This is a genomic window from Saccharothrix australiensis (assembly GCF_003634935.1).
GTDB classification, from domain to species: Bacteria; Actinomycetota; Actinomycetes; order Mycobacteriales; family Pseudonocardiaceae; genus Actinosynnema; species Actinosynnema australiense.
In genome coordinates this window covers 3,730,747-3,743,232 of the sequence record NZ_RBXO01000001.1, presented here as the reverse complement: position 1 = coordinate 3,743,232, position 12,486 = coordinate 3,730,747, and the positions used below count along the sequence as shown (strand labels likewise).

7 protein-coding genes are annotated in these 12,486 nt (G+C 76.1%); 4 read left to right on the top strand and 3 right to left on the bottom strand.

The genetic code is table 11. The annotated features are described in order from the left end of the window. Positions 1–382: 382 nt before the first annotated feature. From C8E97_RS16210 to C8E97_RS16200, 3 genes are all read left to right on the top strand, one after another. Positions 383–808 carry a hypothetical protein gene (locus tag C8E97_RS16210; protein ID WP_121006413.1) on the top strand — a complete coding sequence of 142 codons (426 nt, stop codon included), beginning with the start codon at positions 383–385 and terminating at the stop codon, positions 806–808. A 330-nt stretch (positions 809–1,138) separates the two neighbouring features. Then, complete coding sequence (locus C8E97_RS16205; RefSeq protein WP_121006411.1) at positions 1,139–4,060, top strand: AfsR/SARP family transcriptional regulator; 2,922 nt, start codon at positions 1,139–1,141, stop codon at positions 4,058–4,060. A gap of 130 nt (positions 4,061–4,190) precedes the next feature. Further along, the gene (locus tag C8E97_RS16200) at positions 4,191–4,664 is read left to right on the top strand and encodes a cupin domain-containing protein (protein ID WP_246018923.1); all 474 of its coding nucleotides are present in this window, start codon (positions 4,191–4,193) and stop codon (positions 4,662–4,664) included. A gap of 103 nt (positions 4,665–4,767) precedes the next feature. Here C8E97_RS16200 and C8E97_RS16195 read toward each other — a convergent pair whose 3' ends face one another. From C8E97_RS16195 to C8E97_RS35350, 3 genes are all read right to left on the bottom strand, one after another. Continuing rightward, positions 4,768–7,323, bottom strand: coding sequence for a N,N-dimethylformamidase beta subunit family domain-containing protein (locus tag C8E97_RS16195; RefSeq protein WP_147455136.1), 2,556 nt, complete (start codon positions 7,321–7,323; stop codon positions 4,768–4,770). 83 nt (positions 7,324–7,406) lie between these two features. Then, a complete protein-coding gene (locus C8E97_RS16190) occupies positions 7,407–8,339 on the bottom strand; it encodes an AraC family transcriptional regulator (RefSeq protein ID WP_170211880.1) in 933 nt (310 codons plus the stop codon). A 31-nt stretch (positions 8,340–8,370) separates the two neighbouring features. Further along, positions 8,371–10,644 carry a dipeptide ABC transporter ATP-binding protein gene (locus C8E97_RS35350; protein WP_246019374.1) on the bottom strand — a complete coding sequence of 758 codons (2,274 nt, stop codon included), beginning with the start codon at positions 10,642–10,644 and terminating at the stop codon, positions 8,371–8,373. Positions 10,645–10,891: 247 nt separating this feature from the next. Here C8E97_RS35350 and C8E97_RS16175 point away from each other — a divergent pair, with 247 nt between their 5' ends. Further along, positions 10,892–12,481, top strand: coding sequence for an ABC transporter substrate-binding protein (locus tag C8E97_RS16175; RefSeq protein WP_121006402.1), 1,590 nt, complete (start codon positions 10,892–10,894; stop codon positions 12,479–12,481). Positions 12,482–12,486: the final 5 nt, after the last annotated feature.

The following is a 12,486-nucleotide window of genomic DNA, read 5'->3' as shown; positions in this document are numbered from 1 at the left end:
CCGCCGCGGGGCTTCAGTAATCCGAACCGCGGCGGACGGGCGTGGCGGTCACCCACCGGTCGCCCGTGCCCGCGCCGGCGGTCCCGCGCCCTCGAACGGGCGGTGGGCGACCGACCGCGCGGGCGACCCCGGCGGCCGTCCGATCGGCGGCGCGCCGGCCCGCCGCCACCACGCCGATCGGGTCGCCGCGCCCCGCCGCGCGCCGCCGGCCCCCGCCCTGTTCAGTCCACAGAGGACAGTATTAACTCCTTGGTGCCACAGGATGACGCCGGTTGGCAAGTCCGGTGGCCTGTGACGGTGGCCGCGCCCGGACGGCGGTAGGTGTTCACCCGCGCGCCGGCAGACTTCCACTGGCCCAGACCAATCTTGGAGTGGAGGCACTGTGCGGAGCTTCGACCGCAAGCGCACCGTCCGGACCCTCGCCGCCGTGGCCCTGGCCGCCGGCGCGCTCACCGTCACGGCCGGCACGTCGGCCGCCGCCACCGGCGCCCCGGCGACCACCGCCGCGAACGCCGGCTGCACCGCCACGAACATCCACATCGACCCGGCGGCGCGGGAGGCCGGTTGGACGGTCGAGTGCACCGACCGCCGGTACGTGTTCGCCGACGTCGTCGTGTTCGCGGGCGGCGTGGCGGACAGCAACCCGCGGGAAGCCCAGTGGGTGGAGGCCGGGGGCACCTGGCAGGACCTCAACGTCTACCCGCAGACCACCCCGCCGATCGACCACATCTGCGTGCACCTGGTCAGCTACGTGGACCCGGACAACCCGTTCGAGCAGCCCCTGCTGGTGGGCCACTCCTGCGTGTGACCCGGTGACCGCCGGCGTGGCCAGGCGCAGTGGCCACGCCGGAACGCCTCGCGGCGGCCGTCCCGGTGTTGTTCCGCACCGGGACGGCCGCCGCGCCACCAGGTCCCGCCCGCACCGGAGCGCAGCACGCGGGCACCCGGGGCGGATCGTGCGGGCACCCAGGGCGGATCGCGCGAGGGCCGGGAACCCGTCCCGCCGGCACCCGGCGGTTGATCGCGCCGGCACCGGGCGCACGAGCCGCCCATTCGAGTGGTTCGACCCGTGCTGCTGCTCCATTCGCGCGCCACAGGCGCTATACCGGCACCAGGGCCGCGCGGCGAGGGGGATGCGGTGGCTGAGTTGAGCCTGTTGGGCGAGGTCGCGGTGCGCACGCCCGGTGGTGCGGTGGAGCTGGGGCCGGCCCGGCAGCGGTGCGTCCTGGCCGCGCTGGCCGTGGAGGTGGGCCGGGTGGTGCCCGCCGAGCGGCTGGCCGAGCGGGTCTGGGGCGGGCTGCCGCCGCTGCGGGTGCGGCCGACGCTGGCCACCTACCTGTCCCGGCTGCGGCGCGCGCTGGCGGCGTCCGACGAGCTGGAGATCGTGCAGCGCTCGGGCGGCTACGTCCTGGCGGCGGAGCGGTCGGTGGTCGACCTCCACCGGTTCCGCGCGCTGTGCGCGGCGGCGCGCGACCGGACGCGGGACGGGGACGACCGGGCGGCGGCGGGGTTGTTCACCGAGGCGCTGGGGCTGTGGCGCGGTGAGGCGCTGACCGGCCTGCACGGCGAGTGGGCGGTGGCCGAGCGCGACCGCCTCGCCCGCGAGCGGTCGGCCGTCGAGCACGACCTGGTCGGTGTCCGGCTGAGCCTGGGCCACGGCGAGGAGCTGGTCGCCGAGGTGGCCGCGCTCGCGGCCGAGCACCCGTTGGACGAGCGCGTGGCGGGCCGGCACTTGCTGGCGCTGTACCGGGCCGGGCGGCAGGCGGAGGCGCTCGCCCGCTACCGGGACATCCGCACCCGGCTGGCCGACGAGCTGGGCGTCGACCCGTGCCCGGACCTGCAAGACCTGTACCAGCGCATCCTGACCGCGGACCCGTCGCTGACGCCGCCCGCACCGGACACCGGCGCGGACAGGCCGTCACCGATCCCGGCGCCGAGGCAGCTGCCGTCGCCGCCCCGCCTGTTCACCGGGCGCGCCGACGAGCTGGCCGAGCTGGACCGGGTGCTCCTCGGCGACCCCGACGACGGCGGGCGCCCACCGGCGAGCCGGCGTGCCGGCGAGGACGCGCCGGACGGCGAACCGCCCCGCGGCCCCGGTCCCGCCGGCGACACCCCCGGCGACCCGACCTTCCTGATCTCGGTGATCGGCGGCGCGGGCGGGATGGGCAAGACCTGGCTCGCCCTGGCCTGGGCCGACCGCAACCTGCACCGCTTCACCGACGGGCAGCTGTTCGTCGACCTGCGGGGTTTCGCACCCGCCGGGCGGCCCGTCGACCCCGTGGAGGCGCTGTTCGGGTTCCTGTCCGCGCTCGGCGTCGCACCCGAGCGGGTGCCCGGCGGCCCGGAGGCCCGCGCCGCGCTGTACCGGAGCCTGGTGGCGGACAAGCACCTGCTGGTCGTGCTGGACAACGCCGCCTCGCCCGAGCAGGTCGAGCCCCTCCTCCCCGGCGGGCGCGGCTGCACCGTCCTGGTGACCAGCCGCCGCAAGCTCACCCGCCTGGTCACCCGGCACAGCGCGCACCACCTCGACCTGGGCGTGCTCACCGCTCCCCTGGCCCGCGCCCTGCTCGTGCACCGGCTCGGCGTCGAGCGCGTGGCCGCCGAACCCGACGCGGTCGGGGCCCTGCTCGACTTCTGCCGGGGCCTGCCGCTGGCGCTGGCCGTCCTGGCCGCGCGGGCCGCCACCGATCCCGGCCTCCCCCTCGCCCGCCTGGTCGCCGAGCTGCGCGAGCACGGCGTCGACGCGCTGGACGACGAGGACCCCGCCGTCAGCCTGCCCGCGGTGGTGTCCTGGTCCCTGCGCCGGCTGACCGCCGAGCAGCGCACCCTGTTCGCCCTGCTGGGCGTCGCGCCCGGCAACGACATCGACCTGACCGCCGCCTCCAGCCTCGCCGGGACGCCGGTCGCGCGGACGCGGGCCGCGCTGCGCGCCCTGGAGGACGCCTCCCTGGTCGAGCGGGACGCCGACGGCCGCTACGCGATGCACGACCTGGTCCGCGAGTGCGCCGCCGGCGTCGCCCGCGACCTGCCCGAGGCGGACCGCCGCGCGGCGCTGGAGCGGGTGGTGGACTGCTACCTCCACACCGCCGACGCCGCCTGCCGACTGCTCGCCATCGAGCAACAGCCGTTCCACCCGGACCCGCCCGCGCCCGGCACGCACCGCCACCCCCTGGCCGACGCCGAGGCGGCGATGGCCTGGCTGGACGCCGAGCACCCGAACGTGGCCGCCGCGCAGCGGGTCGCCGTCGCCGAGCACCGGCACCGGGCCGTGTGGCACCTCGCCCTGAGCCTGTCGCTCTTCCACCACCGGCGGGGGCACACCCACGACGCGCTGGTGGTGTGGCGGGCCGCGCTGGACGCCGCGCGCCACCTGCCGGACCCGGTCACCCGCGTCGTCGCGCACCGGAAGGTCGCCGCCGGCTGCGCGCGGCTGGGGCGGCACCAGGAGGCGACCGAGCACCTGTGCCAGGCGCTCGCCCTGGCCGAGCGGCACCGCGATCACGCGCGGCGGGCGGACCTCCACTGCGACCTCGCGGACGTCCTGGAACGCCAGGGCGACGTCCGGGGCGCGCTGGCGCACGCCCGACGCGCCCTCGACCTCCACCGGGCGCTCGGCGACCCGGCGGTGGAAGCCTGCGTGCTCAACCTGGTGGGACGGCTGACCGCCGCCCTGGGCGACCACGCCACCGCGCGCACCCACTGCGAGACCGCCCTCGCCCTGGTCGAACGGCACCCCCACCTCGGCAGCGAGGTGACCATCAGGGACACCCTGGGGCAGCTCGACCACCTCGCCGGACGCCACCGGCAGGCCACCGGGCACTACCGGCGGGGGCTCGACCTGCTCCGGTCGCTCGGCCACGACTACCTGGCCGCCGACACCCTCGACCACCTCGGCCACCCGCACGCCGCGCTCGGCGAGGTCGAGCAGGCCCGCGCGGCGTGGTCGGAGGCGCTGGACCTGTACCGGGCGCAGGGGCGCGACGACGACGCCCGCCGGGTGCGGCGGCAACTCGCCGACCTCGACGGCCCGACCGCGCGGCAGGCGTCACCGACGCCGTGACCGTCCACAGTGGACCTGCACGCCCGACCGGGAGAGCAGTGACAGCACCCGTGCCGTGAGTGCCTTCCCCCCGCCGCGCCGAGGAACCACGATCGAGGCGCGGAACCGGCCGCTCGACCCGTGGGGAGCGATGACACGCATGGGCAAGTACGACCACCTGTTCGTCGAACACATGCGCGAGTGCGCGGACGACCTCGTCAACGAAGGGGCCGCCGCCGGGGGCGAGCGACCGGCGAACATCGGCGACCCGTTCGGGCTGATGCGCGGCATCGACGTCGCGGCCAGCAAGGTCCACATGGCCTACAGCTGGATCAACCCCACGGCCGAGCGGGTGCACTGGGTCAACGACCACGAGCACGCCTACGACGAAGTCCTGATGTGGATGGGCAGCAACCCGGAGGACGTCCACGACCTCGGCGCGGAGCTGTACCTCGACATCGAGGGCGAGCGGCACACGGTGACCACGACCGGCGCGGTCTACATCCCGGCCGGCACGCGGCACTGCCCGCTCGGCTTCAACCACGTCGAGCGCCCGTTCACGTTCATCGCGCTGTCGCTGAACCCGGAGTACGCCTCCGACGAGAACGTGCCGCGCCACTCCTGAGCGCGCCCCGCGGGCCGGGCGACGCGGGCCGGGCGGGGACCCCCGGCCCGCGCTCGTGCCCCGGCCGCGGACGGGGGCCGGCCCGACCGGCGCGCGGCCCCGGTCAGCCGTCGCCCAGCCAGTGGTCCAGGACGTTGCGGGTCAGTCGGGACAGCCCGTTGTCGTACCCGTTCGCGGACAGCCCGCGGGCGTAGTCGATGGAGCCGGTGGCGAACACCGCGCCGCCGCCGGTGGTGCGGAAGTACACGATGTCCGACCGCACGCCGGGGTGCTCGGTCCCGCCCTGGCCGGGGTGCGTCCCGCCCAGCTCCTCCACGACGAACTGGTAGCCGTCGCCCAGCCCCTCCGACGTGGCCAGCAGAACCGCGTCCGGTGGACTGCCCAGCTCCGGCTCGTAGCGGTCGACCTCGTTGCCCGCCGCCCCGCCGCGCAGCCCCACGTCGCCGAACACCTCGGGCACCCCGCGCAGCAGCCCCGCCGGGTCGTCGCCGGTACCGCGGCGGTAGTGCCCGGACGGACCGCCGCCCTGCGCCGAGAACCCCACCCCGAACACCTTCTGCGGCGGGCGGCCGCGCCCCGCCCACAGCCCGCCGCGCTCACCCGTGCAGGCGTGGTGGTGCTCGCCGGGACGGGCCTGCCAGCTCCGGGTGCCGTTCTCACCGCGCCGCACCTCCATCACGTGCGGCAGCTCCGGGTGGAACGTGACGACCCAGTAGAAGCCGTTGCCGCCGAGGTAGGCCAGGTGCCCGCCGCCGCCGACGTACGCCTCGACCGCGTCGAGCATCCGCTCCGAGGCGTACTCCGGGTGCGAGCCGGTGAGCACGGCCCGGTAGCGGCGCAGCAGGTCGACGCCCTCGGCGTGCAGGTCGTGGTCGGTGAGGACGTCGAAGTCGTAGCCCAGCCCGGTGAGCCAGTCGAGGATGTACAGGTCGGCGGCCAGCAGGAACGGCGACAGGTGGATGCGGAACCCCGGCGACAGCGTCAGGATGGGTCGCCGCCACGACGTGTAGCAGACGCCGCTGCCGTCGGTGTGCCGCGCGTACGCGGAGTGCCCCAGGTCGTAGCGGTGCTCCAGGAACACCGTGCCCGGCGGCACGAACGGCACGTGGCCGAGGCCGCGCTCGTTCGCGTAGGCCAGGTAGGTGGCGGTGGGCAGCAGCAGCGCGAGCCGCGCGGTGGCGGTGCCGGCCGGCGGGCGCACCACGAACGGGACGGACCGCTCGCACGACCCGTCGACCGCCGCCACCCGCAGCGCGTACACACCGCCGGCGAGGCCCTCGGGCACGGTGAACTCGTGGCTGGGCGCCCAGTCGGCGTCGGCGAGCGCGTCGTCGTGGAAGTGGATCGCGGCGTACCCGCGCGGGTCCGCCGCGTAGTGCTCGACCCGCCCGGTGAAGTGGCGGCCCGTCACGCCGCGCACCGGCAGGTTCACCAGCCGCCCGACCAGGTCCGACCGCCCGGCGCACGGCACCACCAGCGACGCCGCCGTCCCACCCGGCTCGAACGACCACCGCAGCGGCGCGTCGTGGTCGTCGGTCGCGGCGGCCAGCAGCGCCGCGCGGGACAGCGGGTGCGGCCAGAAGCCGGGCCGCTCGACCTTGCCGTTGTAGTGGTCCGAGTCGGGGGTGCGCGCCCCGAACAGCAGGTCGCCGTGCTCGGCCGGGGTGAACGCGCCGTCGACGCGCCGTTCGGCGACCTGCGGCCGGCGGTCCACGACGATCGGGCTGACGCGGCTGTTCACGACGGTCACCAGGGGCCGGGTGACGAGCACCGCCCGGCCGGTCGCGGGGTCGTGGCCCGCCGCCACGCCGTGCCACCGGTGCGGCGCGAGCGGGGCCTCGGTGCGCACGGCGGTCTCGCGGTCGCCGTCGCCGAGCCACAGCGTCGCCCGGCCCTCGCCGTCGAGGCCGAGCGCGAACCCGCGCGGGCCGTCGTCCCAGCGCGCGATGACGGCCTGCGGCCCGCCGGTCACGTGGGTCGGGAAGACGTAGGCGGCGACGGCGAACCCGCCCTCGCCGGTGGTCGCGCCCCGCGGGTCGCGGACCGCGACGTGCGAGCCGAGCCGGGTGCGCTGGACGTGCCCGCGGTGCCGGCCGCGCCAGGCGCCGGGCACGGGTTCGACGCGGACGCCGGGGCCGTCCGGGTGGTCGTCGACGTGCCGCAGGCGCAGCAGCTCGGTGGTGTACTCGGCGACGCCCCCCTCGGCGCTGACCATGAACACGACGGTCTCGCCGGGCGCGGCGCTGACCCGGTCGGCGTACCCGAGCAGGACGGGGCCGTCCTGGCGCAGCTCGGGGCCGTCCACCGCGTCGGCGGGCGGGTCGCCGTACCCGAACGCGGTGAACAGCTCGCGCCGCAGGCACGCCTCGCGGGCCTCCTCGGGACCGGCGAACTCGCGGCGGTCGGCGAGCCGGTAGGTCCGGCCGCGGCGGTCGGGCGGCCGGACCAGCCGCCAGCGGCCGTCGGGCGACTCGTGCACCGACAGCCGCTCGGCGGGCGGTCTGGCGTCGAGGAACCGCGCGAGCAGGCTCACCGGTTCCCGGTGGACCGCGCCCGGCTCCCGGAGCCAGGCGGCGACGACGTCCTCGGTGATCGACGGGCGGAGCTGCTCGGCGCGGCGGCGCGCGAACCGCTCCCGGATGGCCACTGCGGAGTCCATGTCCCCCGACGCTAGGCACGTGCGCCCCGGCGCGGACAGCGCGTCAGGTCGGCGGCGGTGTCACTGGGCGGAGGTGGTCGGTGTCACGGGGCTGAGGTGGTCGGCGGCGGTGCCACCGGGCGGAGGAGGTCGACGCCGGCGGCGCGGCGGCGGAACTCGCCGGGGCTCATCCCGGCCTCCCGCTTGAAGAACCGGCCGAAGTAGGACGGGTTGTCGAACGCCAGCCGCTCCGACACCTGCGCCACGGTCAGGTCGGTGTGCGTGAGCAGCCGCTTGGCCTCCACGGTGAGCACGGCCCGGATGATCTCCGCGGGCCGCTTGCCCGTGGTCCGCTTGACCACGTCCGCCAGGTGCTTCGGGGTGACGCCGATCCGGCTGGCGTACCCGCGCACGGTCTGCTCGTGCGGCAGCCGCTCGCCGACCAGCCGCAGGTAGCGCCGGGCCAGCGCGGTGCCGCGGTCCTCCTCCACCGCGTACCCGCCCGGACCCCGCCGCAGCCTGCGCATCTCGACCAGCAGGACGTGCAGGTACGCCTGGAGCACCGAGACGTCCGCGCCGCCCGGCCGCCGGTACTCCCGGTCCAGCGCGGTGATCAGCGCCGTGATCGGGGCCGCCTGCCCGGCCGCCAGGTGCAGCGCGTGCCCGGTGCCCAGCGGGTCGAGGGCCAGCGACCGGCGCGGCGAGACCCGGTCGCCGTACTGCGGCACCAGGAACTCCTCCACGAACACCACCACGTGCCCCTCCAGCGGCGCTTCGCGCTCCCAGAACTGCACCTGGCCGGGCGCGATGAAGTACAGCGCCACCGGCGCGACCCGGTACGGCACGAAGTCGATCACGTGCGTGCCCGCGCCGCCGGTGACGCACACCAGCTCGTAGAAGTCGTGCCGGTGCGGGTACGGCGCGTCCGACCAGGGCGCGAGGTCGGCGAACGACCCGATGGCGAACCCCGGCGGCCCGTCCGCGATCAGCGGGTCGTCGAAGCGGTGGGTCGGGAGGGGTACGCGGGCCGGCTGCACGGCGCCTCCTGGGTGTGACTCGGGCCGGGTGTCACTCGGGTGGACCCGCCGCGCGGGCGACCGGGCGGCGGCCGGGGTTCGCGGCCAGCAGGGCACGGGTGTACCCGTGGCGCGGCCGGTCCGCGATCTCCGCGGGTGGCGCGACCTCGACCAGCCTGCCGTCCTTCAGCACGCCGACCCGGTCCGCGACGGACAGCACCAGGCTCAGGTCGTGGGTGATGAACAGGAAGGCCAGGCCGTGCTCGCGGCGCAGGTCGAGCAGCAGGTTCACCACCTGCCCCCGCACCGACGCGTCCAGCGCGGAGGTCGGCTCGTCGGCCACGACCAGCGCCGGCCCCGGCGCGAGGGCGCGGGCGATCGCGACCCGCTGCCGCTGGCCGCCGGAGAGCCGCGCGGGCAACCGGTCGGCGGTCGACGCGGGCAGGCCCACCTCGTCCAGCAGGCGCGCCACCCGACGGCGCAGGTCCGCGCCGCGCAGGTCGGTCAGCTCGCGCAGCGGCTCGGCGACGATCCGCCCGACGGTGTGCCGCGGGTCCAGGGAGCCGTGCGGGTCCTGGAAGATCAGCTGCACGGTGCGGCGGAACGCGCGGGCGTCACCGGCCAGCCCGCGCGGGGTGTGCCGTTGGCCGCGCACGGTGATCGTGCCCGACGTGGGGTGGTCCAGGGCCGCGACGAGGTGGCCCAGCGTGGTCTTGCCGCTGCCGGACTCGCCGACCAGGCCGAAGAACTCGCCCGGCCGGATGGTGAGGCTCACGCCGTCGAGGGCGGCGGTCCGCTCGCGGCGGCGCGGCGCGAGCAGGCCGCCGGCCCTCCCGCCGCGCGTGACGAACACGCGCCGCACGCCCTCGACCTCCAGCAGCGGCGCGGTGCCGCGCTCGGCGACCAGGGCGGGCGCGACCGACGAGAGCGGCGTCACCGGTGCAGTCGCCGTGCGCGGTGGAGTCGCCGAGGCGTTCGAGGGCGGCGCGGCGGGCGGGGGCGGCGCGGCGGGCGAGGGCGGCACGGCGTTCTTGGGCGGCGCGGCGTTCTTGGGCGGCGCGGCGTTCTTGGGCGGCGCGGCGTTCTTGGGCGGCGCGGCGTTCTTGGGCGGCACGGCGGGTGGGATCGCCGCGACCGGTGTGGGCAGCTCGACCGGTCCCTCGCCGGGGTGCAGGCACGCCACCTCCACCGGGCCGACGGCGGCCAACGGCGGCTCCTCGGTCGTGCAGCGGTCATCGCGGTGCGCGCACCTCGGGGCGAACCGGCAGCCGGTGACCGCCTCCCCCGCCGCGGGCGCGGAGCCGGGGATGGACGGCAGGCGGCCGGCGCCGGAATCCGGGACGCGGCGCGCACCCACCGCCGGCACGCACGCCACCAGGGCGCGGGTGTAGCGGTGGCGCGGCGTGCCGAGCACGTCGGCGGCCGGGCCCACCTCCACCAGGCGGCCCGCGTACAGCACGGCGATCCGGTCGGCGACCTCCGCCGCGACCGCCATGTCGTGGGTGATGAACACGCACGCCATCCGGCGCTCCCGCTGGAGGGCGCGGAACAGGCGCAGCACCTCCGCCTGCGTGGTCACGTCCAGCGCGGTCGTCGGCTCGTCGGCCAGCAGCAGGTCGGGGTCCGCCATCAGCGCCATCGCGATCAGCACGCGCTGCCGCATCCCGCCGGAGAGCTGGTGCGGGTAGAGCCGCGCGACGCGGTCGGGATCGGGGAAGCCGACCTCGGCCAGCAGGGCCGCGGCACGGGCGCGGGCCGCGGCACGCGCGGCCCGGCGGTGCGCCACCGGACCGAGCGCCACCCGCCCGAGCGCGGCCGGTCCGAGCGTCGCCGGTCCGAGCGTCGCCGGTCCGAGCGCCTCCCCCAGCGCCTCCCGCTCCGACGCCGCCCGCCCCGGTGTCCCCCGCCCGAGCACCGCCGATCGGAGCGACCCCGACCAGCGCCGACGCGTCCCCGGTCGGTGCGCCGGCGGCCGGTGCGCCTCGGCGAGCTGCGCGCCGACCCGCTGCACCGGGTTGAGCGCGTCCAGCGCCTCCTGGAACACCATCCCGATCCGCCGCCCGCGCACCGCCCGCATGCGCACCGGGTCCAGCGCGGTGAGGTCGACGCCGTCCAGCCGGATCTCACCGGTGGTGCGCACCGGCGCGACGAATTCCAACAGGCGGATCACCGACAGCGCCGTGACCGTCTTGCCGCTGCCGGACTCGCCGACCACGCACAGGGTCCGGCCGGCGTCCAGGCTGAGCGACAACTCGTGGACGAGCCCGGTGGCCACGTCGTCCGCGAGCACCTCGACGGACAAGCGGTCGATCTCCAGCAGCGACACGGGTGTCATCCCTCCCGCCGGCCGGCACGGCCCCGGTTGGCGGTGATTCTGTACCGCGAACACCCGACCCCACAAGGGTTGCGGCCCGATCCTCGCCCGATGGCGGCTTTCTGTCCACAGTGGAGCACAATGGTCTGCACCACCTCTCCTGAGTGACAGAAAAGCCGACACCGGCGTCTGTGCCCACCCGGTCACCGCGACTACGTTCGGCCACCGACCTGCGGAAGCCCAGGCGCGAGGAGCCGCAATGGATCGCACCGCACCACGTCGCACGCACGGGATCCCCGCACTCGCCGCGATCGGGCTGGTGCTCGCCGCCTGCGCCACCCCGACCACCCGGCTCGCCGACGACGCGGGCCCGCCCGTGCGCGGCGGCAACCTCACCGTGCGCCTCGCCCAGGACCCCGGATCGCTGGACACCGTGCGGAACACCAACGCCGGGGCCGCCTACATCGGTCACGAGGTGTACGAGCAGCTGGTCACGATCGACGCCGACCACCAGCCCGAGCCGGTGCTGGCGGAGTCGTACGAGAAGGGCGACGACGGCCTCAGCTACGCGTTCAGGCTGCGCGAGGGCGTCGAGTTCGCCGACGGGACCCCGCTGCGGGCGTCCGACGCGGCGGCGTCGCTGGAGTACTGGGTCGCGAACGGCGGCTACGCCGGCTCGCTCAAGCCCGTGCTCGCGGACATCACCGCGCCCGACGACCGCACGGTGCTGGTGACGCTCACCGCGCCGTTCAACCTGATCCCGTTGGTCGCCGCGAGCCACGGCACCGGCATCCGCAAGGAGGCCGACGTCGCCGCCGCCGGGCCGACGGGCATTCCCCGCGAGCGGTCCACGGGCACCGGGCCGTACAAGGTGAAGTCGTGGACGGCGGGGCAGGAGGTCGTGCTGGAGCGCAACGACCGGTACCGGCCGCCGAACGGCCGGTCCAGCGGCTACGCCGGCGCGAAGAACGCCTACCTGGACACCATCACCTACCGGGTCGTGGCCGACCCCGACGCCGTGCTCAACGGCCTCCGGACCGGTCTGCTGGACGTCGCCGAGCCGTCGCACGACCAGTACGACCTCGTCAAGCGGACCGACACCCTGCGGGTGGGCGTCGAGGCTTCGGCCTACATCCACTACGTGGCGCTCAACCACAACCCCGGCTCCGTCTTCGCCGAGCCGGCGGCGCGCGACGCGTTGAACCTGCTGATCGACAAGAACGCCGTGATGGCCGCGCAGGGCGTGCCCGACCTGGTGTCGCCGAGCGACGGCGCGTTCGCCGCGCGGACCAACCAGGCCCTGTACTCCGCGGCGGGCAAGGAGAAGTGGTCCGAGCACGACCCGGCACGGGCGAAGGAGCTGTTCACCCGTGCCGGGCTGCGGCCGGGGCAGGCCGTCCGGATGATCACCACCGACGAGTTCCCCCAGTTCAAGGACGCGCTGGTGATCATCCAGCACGAGCTGGAGAAGATCGGGGTCACCGCGACCATCGACAGCCACGACTTCGCCACGCTCATCGGGCGCAAGAACGACCAGCCCGACAGCTGGGACGTGCTGGCGCTGATGGACGACGCGAACCCGCCCGTGCCGGCCTACAGCGACAACGTGCGTGGCCTGGACGACACGGGCTACCCGAGGGACCGGCTCCAGCCGTTGCTCGCCGACTACGACGCGGCCCGGACGCCGGACGAGCAGCGCCGGGCGGTCGACCGCATCCAGGTCTTCACCGCCGAGCACCTGCCGACGATCACCTTGTACAACGCCAAGTCCTACGTGGCCTACGGCGCGCGGGTGCGCGGGTACGACGGGTGGGGCATGGCGTTCGCCGACGTCTGGCTGGCGGGGTAGCCGCC